General features: G+C 71.3%; 11 protein-coding genes. 3 read left to right on the forward strand and 8 right to left on the reverse strand.

Features of this window, described 5'->3' with window-relative positions:
* Positions 1-78 precede the first annotated feature (78 nt).
* Positions 79-918, forward strand: coding sequence for a RecB family exonuclease (locus ABD194_RS18350; protein ID WP_343994041.1), 840 nt, complete (start codon positions 79-81; stop codon positions 916-918).
* Positions 919-961: 43 nt separating this feature from the next.
* On the opposite strand, the gene ABD194_RS18355 is transcribed toward ABD194_RS18350, so the two are convergent.
* The 5 genes from ABD194_RS18355 to ABD194_RS18375 form a co-directional block, all read right to left on the reverse strand.
* Positions 962-1,696: an alpha/beta hydrolase gene (locus tag ABD194_RS18355; protein WP_343994043.1), complete on the reverse strand. Its 735-nt coding sequence runs from the start codon at positions 1,694-1,696 to the stop codon at positions 962-964.
* Positions 1,697-1,973: 277 nt separating this feature from the next.
* Positions 1,974-2,144: a hypothetical protein gene (locus tag ABD194_RS18360; protein ID WP_343994045.1), complete on the reverse strand. Its 171-nt coding sequence runs from the start codon at positions 2,142-2,144 to the stop codon at positions 1,974-1,976.
* A gap of 274 nt (positions 2,145-2,418) precedes the next feature.
* Positions 2,419-3,105, reverse strand: coding sequence for an acetate uptake transporter (locus ABD194_RS18365; protein WP_343994047.1), 687 nt, complete (start codon positions 3,103-3,105; stop codon positions 2,419-2,421).
* A 402-nt stretch (positions 3,106-3,507) separates the two neighbouring features.
* Positions 3,508-4,890: an aspartate aminotransferase family protein gene (locus ABD194_RS18370; protein ID WP_425580009.1), complete on the reverse strand. Its 1,383-nt coding sequence runs from the start codon at positions 4,888-4,890 to the stop codon at positions 3,508-3,510.
* A gap of 19 nt (positions 4,891-4,909) precedes the next feature.
* Positions 4,910-6,409, reverse strand: coding sequence for a CoA-acylating methylmalonate-semialdehyde dehydrogenase (locus ABD194_RS18375; protein WP_343994049.1), 1,500 nt, complete (start codon positions 6,407-6,409; stop codon positions 4,910-4,912).
* A 60-nt stretch (positions 6,410-6,469) separates the two neighbouring features.
* On the opposite strand from ABD194_RS18375, the gene ABD194_RS18380 reads away from it, so the two are divergent.
* Positions 6,470-7,822, forward strand: coding sequence for an aminotransferase-like domain-containing protein (locus ABD194_RS18380; RefSeq protein WP_343994051.1), 1,353 nt, complete (start codon positions 6,470-6,472; stop codon positions 7,820-7,822).
* A gap of 127 nt (positions 7,823-7,949) precedes the next feature.
* On the opposite strand, the gene ABD194_RS18385 is transcribed toward ABD194_RS18380, so the two are convergent.
* Entirely contained in the window at positions 7,950-8,321 is a 372-nt protein-coding gene (locus ABD194_RS18385) for a DUF5997 family protein (RefSeq protein WP_343994053.1), read from the reverse strand.
* Between the two features lie 143 nt (positions 8,322-8,464).
* On the opposite strand from ABD194_RS18385, the gene ABD194_RS18390 reads away from it, so the two are divergent.
* Positions 8,465-9,256 (forward strand): LysR substrate-binding domain-containing protein, encoded by a 792-nt coding sequence (locus tag ABD194_RS18390; protein WP_343994055.1) that lies wholly within the window; start codon positions 8,465-8,467, stop codon positions 9,254-9,256.
* 30 nt (positions 9,257-9,286) lie between these two features.
* Here ABD194_RS18390 and ABD194_RS18395 read toward each other — a convergent pair whose 3' ends face one another.
* Both ABD194_RS18395 and metH read right to left on the reverse strand, forming a co-directional pair.
* Entirely contained in the window at positions 9,287-10,018 is a 732-nt protein-coding gene (locus tag ABD194_RS18395) for an HAD family hydrolase (RefSeq protein WP_343994213.1), read from the reverse strand.
* Between the two features lie 40 nt (positions 10,019-10,058).
* A complete protein-coding gene (gene metH, locus ABD194_RS18400; RefSeq protein WP_425580010.1) occupies positions 10,059-13,841 on the reverse strand; it encodes a methionine synthase in 3,783 nt (1,260 codons plus the stop codon).
* Positions 13,842-13,899: the final 58 nt, after the last annotated feature.

Genomic DNA, 13,899 nt, shown 5'->3' on the forward strand with positions numbered 1-13,899 from the left:
GACCGGCCGATGAGGAGCCCGTGGTCGGCTGTGGAGCCTGCGCCGCCGGTGTCGGTGCCGCACCATACAGTCGAGCCCATGGTTGCAGCGCTGTCCCCCAGTCGGGCCGCCGACTTCATGTCGTGCCCGATGCTCTACCGCTTCCGAGTCATCGACAAGCTCCCCTCGCCGCCCACCAAGGCGACGGCTCGAGGCACTCTCGTCCACGCGGTCCTGGAGCGGCTCTTCGACCTGCCGGCGGCCGAGCGCACCGTCGAGGCAGCGGTCGGGCTCGTCGCCTCGGAGTGGGAGCGCCTCGCGGCGGAGGAGCCGGCGATGCTCGACCTGCTGGCCGAGCACGACGGTCGGACGGACGAGTGGTTCGCCGGGGCAGCCACCCTCCTCGAGAGCTGGTTCGGTCTCGAGGACCCCACGCGTCTCGAGCCGGCCGAGCGCGAGCTGTACGTCGAGACGGAGGTCGACGGTCTCGTCCTGCGGGGATACGTCGACCGCCTCGACGTGGCTCCGAGCGGCGCGATGCGCGTCGTCGACTACAAGACCGGACGCTCTCCCTCGGAGCACTTCGAGGCCAAGGCGTTGTTCCAGATGAAGTTCTACGCCCTCGTGCTGTGGCGCCAGCGTGGCGTCATCCCCAAGCGCCTGCAGCTCGTCTACCTCGGCAACAGCGAGATCGTCGCGTACGAGCCCGACGAGCAGGACCTCCTCGGCACCGAGCGGAAGGTCAAGGCGCTGTGGCAGGCGATCGAGCGGGCCGCGACGACTGGGGACTGGCGCCCCAGTCCCAGCCGTCTGTGTGACTGGTGCGACCACCGGGCCCTGTGCCCCGCCTGGGGCGGCACCCCTCCCCCGCTACCCGACGACGCCGCGTCGCGGGCCGTCGACCCGAGCGTCACCGGCCTGGTCGAGATCGACGCCTGAACCCCCAGGTCGAGGTCCACCGGGCCGTCCGTGCCTGCCGTCGCTACGAAGCGGATCTCCTGACGCTTGGGTTGTGACCCGTGACGATCTGTGCGATCGCGTCCAGCGAAGCCGTGCCGGCAACGAGGTAGCCGTTGTGCCCGTGCGCCCCGTCGACCGGAAGCGACCGGGCCCCGAAGCCGGGTGCCGTGGGATCGGCCGCGTGGCCGAGGCCGTCGACGCGGGTGTGCGGCACGAGGCCGATCGGGTCGTCCGGGGCGATCCCGGCCCACACCGTCGCCGACGTGTGCAGGGCTGCTCGGGACCAGACGTCCATCCCGGGCGAGCCGACGACCACGAGGGACGACACGTGCAGTCGGGGTGCTGCGTGGCCACAGACGACCGAGCCGTAGCTGTGGCAGACGACGGTGACCCGGGCCGACGCCGAGAGGCCGTCGACGAAGGCGGCCAGCCGCGGAGCCCCTTCGACGGCACGGTCGGAGCGGGCGGCGTCCGGGTCGATTCCGGCAGGTGCGTCGTAGTCGAGCCAGACGACCACAGCAGCCGGGGTGCCGGGGTCACGTCGCTCCATCTCGGCGAGAAGGCTGCGGGCCTGCACCGCGGGGTGCCGGCGCCCGGCACCGCTCTCGTCACGCAACAGGGGCCCGGTCCATCCCACGCCCGGGACGATGACAGCGATGTTGCGAGCCCGGCGCACGTCTCCGAAGGCCTCGACGAGACGGCCCCGCCCGTGGGTGTCCGTGCTGAGCACCGTGGCCGCAGGGCCCGTGATGGCCACCGGAGCACCGTCGCTCAGAGACTGGCCCACGGCGGGTGCCGCCCCTGCAAGCAGAGTCACGACAGTGGCGGCACCAAGGGCGAGCCGGTCGCGCAACCGGCCGCGTGGCCGGTTTGCGGCCCTCAAGGGTCGTGCGTGACCCGTCGGTCGTCGTTGCACTCAGCATCCTTCTCACCCGTCGAGACATGGCAGTCCGTCAGTCTGCGTGAGGATTCTGGGAGCACCGTCTGAAAGCAGACGAGGCCCTGGGCCCCGGGTGGCGTGTGGCGACTCGAGCTCAGGCGTGCACCTCGCCGAGGTGGCGCACGAAGGCGAGCCGGTCCAGGCTCACGTGCCGGCACCCGCAGACCCAGATCCCCAGCGGGACGACGATGCCGCGGCGGCGAGCGTCCTCTCGCGCGCAGTGCAGCTGGTAGGCGCGGACGGCACGGCGGACCAAGCGGTTCATCGGTGCGCCTCCCTGCATGAGGTGGGACGGCTCACGAGCGCGCTGGGCAGGGTGGAGGGACATGTCATGAATCACCAGCCTAGGCGTGACGGTCCGGCGAAGGCCAACCCAGGGCCATCACGTCCCGCACTGTGGTCGCTTGGCGGCGGGAGGAGTGCATGCCGCCCACGCCGGGACGGCGGACGATGGTCCCTCCGGACAGAACGGAGGTCCGGCTCTCGGTCTGTCGCGGACACGAGGGCCGGGCCTCCTCGAGAGCCCTCGGACGGCTCGCTCAGTGAGCGCGGGCCGAGGGGGCCATCGGCCAGGTGGGAACGACCGTGCGCTTGAACGTCTCGTTCGTCACGCCCGCGAAGGAGGCGTACCACGCCGCCAGCGCGGTCGCGAGCCCGAGCCAACCGCCGATCTTCGTCCACGACGAGGTCGACGGGATGGTGGCGGCGAAGGCGCCGATGCAGAGGGCGACGAAGGTCAGCGTCAGCAGGACGAAGACGGCGGCCACGGCGCCGCTCACGCGGAACGAAGCCACGGTCATGTAGCCCGTGAAGATCGCCCAGCCGAGCAGGTAGAGCCCGATCCCCTGGTGCACCTGGGCGGCAACGGCCACCAGGGCCGGCGCGCTGAGGATGAAGGTCGCCAGGAACCAGTACGACAGCCAGAAGGCGCCGAACGAGCTGAACGCCACGGCCCCGAAGGTGTTGCCGCGACGGAACTCCCACATGCCGGCGAGCAACTGCGTGCCCCCGCCGTAGAATAGCGCCAGCGCCAGCACCGTGGGGGCGAGCGCGGCGTTGAGGATGCCCGCGTTGACGACGCTCAGGACCATGGTGGTCATGGCGAAGGCTGCGAGCCCCAACGGGGCCGGGTCGGCCGTCGCGGCCGCTGCTGGCGGCACGGGGGTGAGCGGCGTCGTGGCTGTCGTCATGCCCGCCGTGGGGGTGGTGATGTTGGTGTCAGACATCGGAGGCTCTCCTCGTCCGGATCGGCCGGCTGCCGGTCAGCCGGGCTCCATCGCTACTGCTGAGGGGCGCTGGGCGTACGGCCGTTCGGTCGGTGCGAGAGCACCCCGTGCGAGCAGAAGGAGGTCCGGCGAAAGCTGTCCGTGTGCCGTAGGGCGCCGCCTCGGCGACGCGAGCCCACGGCCCTCGGGATGCCCCCTCGTCAGGCGCTGCCTGTCTCCTCGCTCACTGAACTTGTCCAACAAGTCTGACACCGCCTACGCAGCGAGTCCATGGAATGGAGCACCGCCCCGTCATCTTGCCGCAGCCCGCTCCTGTGCAAGGGACGGTGGGGGCCGGGGCTGGCGACCCGGCCCCGCTGCACCAGGAGCACCAGGAGCACACGGCATACGAGCCGCTGCCGGTCAGACGGTGAACTCGTCGGCAACGGCGAACGCCTCGTCGAGCACCGCGAGCCCCTCCTCCACCTCGGCCGGCGTGGTCGTGCACGGCGGCACGACGTGGGTGCGGTTGAAGTGGGTGAACGGCCAGAGCCCCCGCTCCTTGCAGGCGGCCGCGAAGGCGGCCATCGGGCGCGCAGCGTCGCCGGCCGCGTTGTAGGGCACGAGCGGCTCCCGCGTCTCTCGGTCTCGCACGAGCTCGACGGCCCAGAACACGCCCAGCCCGCGGACGTCCCCGACGCTCGGGTGCTTGGCCGCTATCTCGCGCAGGCGGGGGCCGATGACGTCGGTGCCGAGCATGCGCGCGTTCTCGATGATCGCCTCATCGCGGAAGGCGTTGATCGAGGCGACGGCGGAGGCACACGCGAGGGGGTGACCGGAGTACGTGAGGCCACCCGGGTAGGCCCGCTGGTCGAAGGTGGCCCCGATCTCGTCCGAGATGATCACGCCGCCGAGCGGGACGTAGCCGGAGTTGACGCCCTTGGCGAAGGTGATGAGGTCGGGCGTCACCCGCCAGTGGTCGACGGCGAACCACTCCCCGCACCGGCCGAACCCGGCCATGACCTCGTCCGCGATGAGCACGATGCCGTGCTCGTCACAGAGGTCGCGCACGCCCTGGAGGTAGCCGTCCGGCGGCACGAGGATGCCATTGGTCCCGACGACCGTCTCGAGGATGATCGCCGCCACGGTGTGCGCGCCCTCGACCATGATCGTGTCGTGGAGGTGCTGCAGGGCCCGGTCGCGCTCCTGCTCCTCGTTCTCCGAGTGGAAGGCGGAGCGGTAGGTGTAGGGCCCCCAGAAGTGGACGATCCCCGACAGCCCCGGCTCGGAGGGCCACCGGCGGGGATCGCCGGTCAGCGTGATCGAGCCGGCGGTGGCGCCGTGGTAGCTGCGGTAGGTGGCGAGCACCTTGTGCCGGCCGGTGTGCAGCCGGGCCATCCTGATGGCGTTCTCGTTGGCCTCGGCACCGCCGTTGGTGAAGAAGACCGCCGAGAGGCCTTCGGGCGCGACCTCGGTGATGAGGCGCGCCGCCTCGCTGCGGGCGTCGTTGGCGAAGGACGGCTGGATCGTCGCCAGGCGCGCGGCCTGCTCCTGGATCGCCGCGACCACCTTCGGGTGGCCGTAGCCGATGTTGACGTTGACGAGCTGGCTGCTGAAGTCGAGGTAGCGGTTGTCGTCGTAGTCCCAGAAGTAGGAGCCCTGGGCGCGGGCGATGGGCAGCGGGTCGATGAGGCCCTGGGCGGACCACGAGTGGAAGACGTGGGCACGGTCGAGGCTGCGCACCTCCTCCCCGCTCATGTGGTCCAGCAGATCCTTGACGACGGTGCGCTCGTCGAGCTCGGTCATGGTGGTCGGTTCCTCTCTGTCAGCGGGTGCGCGGGAAGCCGAGGTCGACGCTGGAGGTGGCCGGGTCGGGCCAGCGCTGCGTCACCACCTTGCCGCGGGTGTAGAAGTTGATCCCCTCCGGGCCGTACATGTGCGTGTCGCCGAAGAGCGAGTCCTTCCAGCCGCCGAAGGAGTAGTACGCGACGGGGACCGGGATCGGGACGTTGATGCCGACCATGCCGACCTCGACCTCGTTCTGGAAGCGGCGGGCCGCGCCTCCGTCCCGGGTGAAGATGGCAGTGCCGTTGGCGTACGGGTTGCCGTTGATGAGGGCCAGCCCCTCGTCGTACGTGGCGACCCGCACCACCGACAGCACGGGGCCGAAGATCTCGTCGCGGTAGACGGTCATGTCGGGCGTGACGTCGTCGAGGAGGGTCATCCCGAGGAAGAAGCCGTCCTGCGGCACCGACTGCTCGCGCCCGTCGACGACCACGGTGGCCCCGGCCTCGGCGCCGGCAGCCACGTAGCCGGCCACCTTGTCGCGGTGCTCGCGCGTGATGAGCGGGCCCATGTCGGTGCCCTCCGCGGATCCCGGCCCCACCGTCAGCTTCGGCAGGCGGGAGGAGATCGCGGAGACGAGGTCGTCACCCACCTCGCCGACCGCCACGGCGACCGAGAGGGCCATGCACCGCTCGCCGGCGGCGCCGTAGGCCGCCGAGACGATCGCGTCGGCCGCCATGTCGACGTCGGCGTCGGGCAGCACGAGGGCGTGGTTCTTGGCGCCCCCGAGGGCCTGCACCCGCTTGCCCCGGGCGGTCCCGCGCTCGTAGATGTACTTCGCGATCGGGGTGGAGCCCACGAAGCTGACCGCGGCGATGTCGTCGTGGTCGAGGAGGGCGTCGACGGCCTCCTTGTCGCCGTGCACGACGGTGAAGACGCCGTCGGGGAGGCCGGCCTCCCTCCACAGCTCCGCGAGGAAGAGCGAGGCCGAGGGGTCCTTCTCGCTGGGCTTGAGCACGAAGGTGTTGCCGCACGCGATGGCGTTGGCGCACATCCACAACGGCACCATGACGGGGAAGTTGAAGGGCGTGATGCCGGCGACGACGCCGAGCGGCTGCCGGATGCTGTAGACGTCGACGCCGGTCGCCGCCTGCTCGGAGAAGCCGCCCTTGAGCAGCTGGGGTACGCCGGTCGCGAACTCGACGTTCTCGAGCCCTCGGGCGATCTCCCCGACCGCGTCGGAGAGGACCTTCCCGTGCTCGGCCGTGACGATCGCCGCCAGCTCGTCGGTGCGCGTGTGGAGCAGCTCGCGGAAGGCGAAGAGCACCGCGCACCGCTTGGACAGCGAGCTGGTCCGCCACTCGCGGGCGGCAGCGACCGCGGTCTTCACCGCTGCGTCCACCTCTGCGGCAGTGGCGAGCGGAACCTCACCGCTCTGCTGTCCGGTGGCGGGGTCGAAGACGGGTGCGGTGCGGCCGGAGGTGCCGGGCACCCGCGCGCCTGAGATCCAGTGGTCGATGGCGGTCACGGAGGTCGTCATGCCCGCCAGATTACGTTTCAGGGCTAGGCCACACAATGAAGTGATTGCTATGTTACGAACATGCGCGCCCTCATCTCCTCACTCGAGGAGCGCCTCGACGCCCCGACCGCCAAGGGGTTGGCCCAGGCGGTGTCGCGGGCGATCCGGGACCAGGCGCTGCGGCCGGGCGACCAGCTGCCGCCGATCCGCCGGCTCGCGGCCGAGCTGATGATGTCGCCGACGACCGTCAGCGCCGCGTGGCAGCTGCTGGCGCGCTCGGGGACGATCCGCGCGGACGGCCGGCGTGGCACCACCGTGGCGCCGAGCGCGCGGGGCGGCGAGCGCTACTCCCGCGCCCTGCGCCACGAGTCACCGGTACGCCTGGACCTCTCGACCGGCATACCGGACAGCACGCTGCTGCCGGCACTCGTTCCCGTCCTCTCGATGCTGCACGACCCGGCGACGCCGAGCAGCTACCTCGACGACCCGGTGCTGCACGACCTCCGCGCCGAGCTGGAGCGCGACTGGCCGTATGCGGCGGACGACCTCCTCGTCGTCGACGGCGCCATGGACGCGCTCGACCTGCTCACGCGGGTGCTCCTGCGTCCCGGCGACCTCGTGCTCGTCGAGGACCCCGGCTTCCCGCCGCTGCTCGACCTGCTCGAGGACCGAGGCGCGGACGTGGTCGGCGTGCCGCTCGAGGACGACGGGCTGCAGCTGGAGCGGGTGGAGGCGCTCCTCGAGCGCCGGCCGGCGGCCGTGGTGATCCAGCCTCGTGGACAGAACCCCACCGGCATCTCGATGTCCGCGGCCAAGGCACGGCGCCTGGCCGAGCTCCTCCGAGGCCAGGACTGCGTGGTCGTCGAGGACGACTCGAGCGGCCCCATCGCCACGTCGGCACCGATCAGCCTCGGCGCCTGGATCCCCGAGCAGGTGCTGCACATCCGCAGCTTCAGCAAGTCGCACGGCCCGGACCTGCGGATCGCGGCCCTCAGCGGACCGGACGCGCTGCTGGCTCCCGTGCGCCACGCGCGGGCCATCGGGCAGGGCTGGACGAGCCGCCTCCTCCAGCGGGTGCTGACGGGCCTGCTGTGTGACGAGGCGTGCGCCCGCGGCATCGAGCAGGCGCGCGCCGAGTACGCACGTCGGCGCCAGCTCGTCGTCGCCGGGTTGGAGCGCCACGGCATCGAGGTCCCGGGCAGCGAGGGCCTCAACATCTGGGTCCCCGTCCGCGACGAGGCCGCCGCCGTGCTCCGGCTCGCGAGCCAGGGCATCGCCGTGACTCCCGGCTCACCCTTCTCGGTCGAGCACGTCACCGGCCCCGAGGGTCACGTGCGGGTCACGACCGGCCTCGTCCGGGAGCACCACGCCGAGATCGCCGACCTCATCGCCGACGCGGCACACGCCGGCGCCTGGACCGCTCAGCACCGCTGAGCGACGGGCCACGCAGTCGAGTGCTCACTCACTACGCTCGAGGTGGGCGCCCGTCGTATGCGTGAGCCGCGCTTCCCGTCGACGGCTCGCTCCCTGCCGCGGGAGATGGCCACTCGACGTGGGGTTCTCAGCTCTTCTGGGCGGCCGCCGCCTTGAGCCGCGCCTCCTCGGCGCGGACCTGGGCGTAGACGTCCCGCTCGGCGACGAGCCAGTCGGGCATCTCGTCGAGGATCGCCTTGATCTCCGTGGTCGTGAGGTGCTCCCCCACCCCGGCTCGGGCGAGCCCTGAGTTGGAGATGCCGAGTCGGCGCGCCGTCTCCTGGCGGGTGTGGGGCCCGTTGCGGCGAAGGTCCGAGAGCCACTGCGGCGGGTCGGCCTGCAGGGCGTTGAGCTCGTCGCGGCTGACCACACCCTCCTGGAACTCCGGGGGCGTCTCCGCGAGCAGCACCCCGAGCTTCTTCGCGGCCGTCTGGGGCTTCATCGTCTGCGGCTTCGGCATGGGCCAAGCGTAGGGGCTGGCGCCCAGGCGGCCGACCACGTCGCCCCGCCTCCGGGTCCGGAGGCCGTCGAGCCGGGCCGCCTGCTGCACTAGCCTCGGACCGTCCTGCCACGACCGTGGACGCCCACGACGGAAGGCCCACCATGACGCACCCGTTCCGCGTCGAGTTCGTGCCCGGCGTGACGCCGGACAAGTGGCTGCGCGTCTGGGGGGCACGCCTGCCCCAGTCGCCGCTGGAGGCCTTCCCCGTCGAGGACGTCGACGCCGCCACCCATCTGCGGGACGGGTCGGCGTCGATGGCGCTGCTCCGGTTGCCGGTGGACCGCGAGGGCCTGCACGTCATCCCGCTCTACGAGGAGGTGCCGGTCGTGGTCGTGTCCAAGGAGCACGTCGTGGCCGCCTTCGACGAGGTGCACGTCGCGGACCTCGCCGAGGAGGTGCTGCTGCAGGACCCCGCCCACGTGCCCGAGTGGGCCGAGATCGCCACGGACGATGCCCGGGAGCGCACGGCCGCGATGCCACCCATGACGACGAAGCAGGCCGTCTCCGTCGTGGCCTCCGGCTCGGGGATCGTCATCGTGCCGATGTCGGTGGCCCGCCTGCACCATCGCAAGGACGTCGTGCACCGCCCCGTCGTCGGGGTGGCCCCCTCCCGCGTCGGCCTGGCGTGGCGCGACGACGACGAGGACCCGCGCATCGAGGACTTCATCGGGATCGTCCGCGGACGCACCGAGCGCTCGAGCCGGGGCGTCGCTTCGGCTGCGTCGCACGCCGGTGAGGGGCAGCCGGGGGGAGGGAACGGCCGCGACGCGGGCGGACGGCATACACCCTCGGACGGGCGGCAGGAGCGGGGCCGGACGCTCCCCCAGCGGGGCGCAGCGCCTCGGAGACGTGGCGCGTCGAGCGGGCGCACCCGCCGCAGGGGCCGCCGGTGAGCGAGGGCTGAGGCCGCGTCGCGCTGCCGTTCAGTCACCGGAGGCGGCGTCGCCGACGTGCTGCAACGCCTCGCCGCGGATCGGTCGGACGATGTCGACGAGGTCCACCGCGCGCACCCCCGCCAGCGTGTCGATGTGCACGGCGCCCTCGATGTGCGGCACCGGGACGACGTGCGGGATGGCGATGGTCGGCACTCCGGCAGCCGTCGCCGACCGGACTCCGGCCGGCGAGTCCTCGATGGCGATGCAGTCGGCGGGCTCGGCACCGACGAGGCGCGCGGCGGCGAGGTAGGGCTCCGGGTGCGGCTTGCCGTGGGTCACCGCGTCGCCAGTCACGAGGTGGTCGAACGCCCCGTCCGGCAGGTTGCGCACGACCACGTCGGCCAGCGAGCGCCAGGACATCGTCACGAGCAGCGAGGGGACGCCGAGCGAGCCCAGCTCGAGCAGCAGCTCACGGGCTCCCGGCCGCCAGGGAACGCGCTGCTCGACCCGCCGGATGACGCGCTGCAGGAGGGCGTCGACGATCTCCGGCACCGACAGCGAGATGCCCGACTGGTCGATGATGAGCTGGGCAGAGACCTCGAGCGCGTTGCCCACGAGCTTGTGGGCGAACTCGTCGTTCCACACTCCCCCGTGCGCTCCGACGAGCTCGTGCTCGGCCTCGATCCAGTACGGCTCGGTGTCGACCAGGGTGCCGTCCATGTCCCACAGCACGGCGGCCGGCAGCTGGACGTCTGGGCCGTCGCCGCCTGCCGTGGCCACGTCCTGCGGCCGGCCTTCGTCGCTCGCGCTGCTCACCGGGTCAGTCCTCCGGGTCGTAGGCGAGGTTCGCCGACAGCCAGCGCTCGGCCTGGGCGAGCGTCCAGCCCTTGCGCTCGGCGTAGTCCTGCACCTGGTCGCGGCCGAGCCGGCCCACGACGAAGTACTGCGAGTCCGGGTGGGAGAAGTACCAGCCCGACACCGAGGCGCCGGGCGACATCGCCATGCTCTCGGTGAGGGTGATGCCGGTGTTGGCCTCAACGTCGAGCAACGACCAGAGCGTCTCCTTCTCGGTGTGCTCGGGACAGGCCGGGTAGCCGGGCGCCGGTCGCACGCCGGCGTACTGCTCCTTGATGAGCGCCACGTTGTCGAGGTGCTCGTCGGGGGCGTAGCCCCAGAACTCCTTGCGGACGCGCTCGTGCATCCGCTCCGCGAACGCCTCGGCCAGCCGGTCGGCCAGTGACTCGAGCAGGATCGCGTTGTAGTCGTCGAGCGCGGCCCGGAACTGCTGTACGCGTTCGGCTCCGCCGAGCCCGGCCGTCACGGCGAAGCCCCCCACCCAGTCCTTGGTGCCCCTGGGCGCGACGAAGTCGGCGAGCGACCGGTTGGGCACGCCCGCGCGGTGGTCGCCCTGCTGGCGCAGGTGGTGCAGGACGGTGAGCGGCTGGCTGCGCTCCTCGTCGAGGTACACCTCGACGTCGTCGCCGGTGGAGTTGGCGGGGAAGAAGCCGATGACGCCGTTGGCCGAGAGCCAGCGCTCCTCGACGATCTGGTCGAGCATGGCCTCCGCGTCGTCGAAGAGCTTGCGGGCGGCCGGTCCGCTGGCCGGGTTGTTCAGGATGTCGGGGAAGCTGCCCTTCATCTCCCAGGCGTTGAAGAACGGCTGCCAGTCGATGTAGCGGCGCAGCTCGGCGAGCGGGTAGTCGTGGAAGACCTTGACGTGCTGCGCGGCGCCGTGCGTGCGCGTCACCGACGAGACGTCGTGGTCCTGCTGCAGCAGCAGGTGCGGGTGCGGCGGGTGGTAGCCGGTCCACTCGATCGGCGTGCGGCGCTCCCGGGCCTGCTCGAGAGTGAGAAGCGGTCGCTCGTGCTTGTTCGCGTGCCGCGCCCGCAGGGAGTCGTAGTCCTCCTGGACCTTGGCCATCAGCTTGGGCCGCAGCTCGTCGCTCAGCAGCGCCGCGGCGGTCGGCACGGACCGGGAGGCGTCCTTGACCCAGACCACGGGCCCGTCGTAGCGCTGGTCGACCTTGACTGCGGTGTGGGCGCGGGAGGTCGTCGCGCCGCCGATGAGCAGCGGGATGGTCATGCCCTGGCGCTGCATCTCCGCGGCGAAACCGACCATCTCGTCGAGCGATGGGGTGATCAGGCCGGAGAGGCCGATGATGTCGGCGTCGTGCTCCTTGGCGGCGTCGAGGATCTTCTGGGCCGGGACCATGACACCGAGGTCGATGACCTCGTAGTTGTTGCACTGGAGGACCACGCCGACGATGTTCTTGCCGATGTCGTGGACGTCGCCCTTGACCGTCGCCATGACGATCGTGCCGTTGGTGTCCTTGGCCTTGGCCAGCTCGGGGTCCCTGGCCTTCTCCTCCTCGATGAACGGGATGAGGTAGGCGACGGCCTTCTTCATGACGCGGGCGCTCTTGACCACCTGGGGCAGGAACATCTTGCCGGCGCCGAAGAGGTCGCCGACGACGTTCATGCCGTCCATGAGGGGGCCTTCGATGACCTCGATGGGCCGGCCGCCGCGTTCGGCGATGTCGGCGCGGAGCAGCTCGGTGTCGGCCTCGATGTGGGCGTCGATGCCCTTGACCAGCGAGTGCGTGATGCGCTCGCCGAGAGGCAGGGCGCGCCACTCCTCCTCACTGACCTCGGCGGCCTCGCCGGTCTTGTTGTGCTGCTCGGCGATCTCGAGCAGCCGCTCGGCGGCGTCGGGACGGCGGTTGAGGATGACGTCCTCGATGCGCTCGCGCAGCTCGGGGTCGACCTCGTCGTAGACGGCGAGGGCGCCGGCGTTGACGATGCCCATGTCGAGGCCCGCCGCGATGGCGTGGTAGAGGAAGACGGCGTGGATCGCCTCCCGCACCGGGTTGTTCCCCCGGAAGCTGAACGAGACGTTGGAGATGCCGCCGGAGACCTTGGCGCCGGGCAGGTTCTCCTTGATCCAGCGGGTCGCCTCGATGAAGTCGAGGCCGTAGGAGGCGTGCTCCTCGATGCCCGTGGCAACGGCGAAGACGTTCGGGTCGAAGATGATGTCCTCGGCGGGGAAGCCGACCTCCTCGGTGAGCAGGCGGTACGCGCGTGAGCAGATCTGCTTGCGCCGCTCGAGCGAGTCGGCCTGGCCGTCCTCGTCGAAGGCCATGACCACGGCCGCGGCGCCGTACTTGCGCACGAGGCGCGCCTGCTCGAGGAAGCGCTCCTCCCCCTCCTTCATGGAGATGGAGTTGACGATGGCCTTGCCCTGGACGCACTTCAGGCCGGCCTCGATGACCTCCCACTTCGAGGAGTCGACCATGACCGGCACGCGGCTGATGTCCGGCTCGCTCGCGACGAGCTTGAGGAAGCGGTCCATCGCCGCGACCCCGTCGATCATGCCCTCGTCCATGTTGACGTCGATGACCTGCGCGCCGCTCTCGACCTGCTGGCCCGCCACCGACAGCGCCGTGTCGTAGTCACCGTCCTTGATCAGCTTGCGGAACCGGGCCGACCCGGTGATGTTGGTGCGCTCGCCGACGTTGACGAAGAGGCTGTCCTCGGTGATGGTGAAGGGCTCGAGCCCGGAGAGGCGCATGGCGGGCTCGATGGAACCGAACTCGCGCACCGCCTTGCCCTCGACCGCGCCGGCGATCGCCGCGATGTGCTCCGGGGTGGTGCCGCAGCAGCCGCCGACGAGGTTGACGAGGCCGGCCCCGGCGAACTCGCCGACGATGGCGGCCGTCTCGTCGGGCGCCTCGTCGTACTCGCCGAAGGCGTTCGGCAGGCCCGCGTTGGGGTAGCACGAGACGAAGCAGTCGGCGAGGCGCGACATCTCGGCGATGTAGGGCCGCATCTCCTTCGCGCCGAGCGCGCAGTTGAGGCCGACGGCGATGGGCGAGACGTGCCGGACCGAGTTCCAGAAGGCCTCGGTGACCTGGCCCGAGAGGGTGCGCCCCGAGGCGTCGGTGATGGTGCCGGACACCACGACCGGCCACCGCCGGCCCTGCTCCTCGAAGAGCGTCTCGACGGCGAAGATCGCCGCCTTGGCGTTGAGGGTGTCGAAGATCGTCTCGATGAAGATGAGGTCGCTGCCGCCGTCGACGAGCCCGCGAGCCGCCTCGAGGTAGGCCGCGACGAGCTCGTCGTAGGAGACGTTGCGAGCCCCGGGGTCGTTGACGTCCGGGGAGATCGAGGCCGTACGCGTCGTCGGTCCGAGAGCGCCCGCGACGTAGCGGGGCCGGTCGGGCGTGCGCTCGGTCATGGCGTCGGCCTCGCGGCGAGCCAGCGCGGCCGCCTCGTGGTTGAGCTCGTAGGCGAGCTCCTGCATGCCGTAGTCCGACAGCGAGATGGCGTTGGCGTTGAACGTGTTGGTCTCGATGATGTCGGCGCCGGCCTCGAGGTACTCGCGGTGGATGCCGGCGATGATCTCGGGCGCCGTCAGGGTCAGCAGGTCGTTGTTGCCCTGGACGTCGCTCGGCCAGTCGGCGAAGCGCTCGCCGCGGTAGCCCGCCTCGTCGGGACGGTCGCGCTGGATGGCCGTGCCCATGGCGCCGTCGAGGATCATGATGCGCTGGCCGAGCGTGGCGGTCAGGCTCTCGGTGGCGTCGGGTCGCTGCTGCGACTGGGACAACGTGGCTCCTCTCGGCGGCGCGGGCTTCGCGCCGGATGACGGGACCGGGCCGATTCTA

This window comes from Terrabacter terrae, assembly GCF_039529575.1.
Classification (GTDB): Bacteria; Actinomycetota; Actinomycetes; order Actinomycetales; family Dermatophilaceae; genus Terrabacter; species Terrabacter terrae.

Bases quoted from the DNA above. Each gene is read 5' to 3' on its own strand.
- ABD194_RS18375 (WP_343994049.1), bottom strand. From the start codon at position 6,409: ATGACGACCTCCGTGACCGCCATCGACCACTGGATCTCAGGCGCGCGG.
- ABD194_RS18365 (WP_343994047.1), bottom strand. From the start codon at position 3,105: ATGTCTGACACCAACATCACCACCCCCACGGCGGGCATGACGACAGCC.
- ABD194_RS18350 (WP_343994041.1), top strand. From the start codon at position 79: ATGGTTGCAGCGCTGTCCCCCAGTCGGGCCGCCGACTTCATGTCGTGC.
- ABD194_RS18385 (WP_343994053.1), bottom strand. From the start codon at position 8,321: ATGCCGAAGCCGCAGACGATGAAGCCCCAGACGGCCGCGAAGAAGCTC.
- ABD194_RS18390 (WP_343994055.1), top strand. From the start codon at position 8,465: ATGACGCACCCGTTCCGCGTCGAGTTCGTGCCCGGCGTGACGCCGGAC.
- ABD194_RS18370 (WP_425580009.1), bottom strand. From the start codon at position 4,890: ATGACCGAGCTCGACGAGCGCACCGTCGTCAAGGATCTGCTGGACCAC.
- ABD194_RS18360 (WP_343994045.1), bottom strand. From the start codon at position 2,144: ATGAACCGCTTGGTCCGCCGTGCCGTCCGCGCCTACCAGCTGCACTGC.
- ABD194_RS18380 (WP_343994051.1), top strand. From the start codon at position 6,470: ATGCGCGCCCTCATCTCCTCACTCGAGGAGCGCCTCGACGCCCCGACC.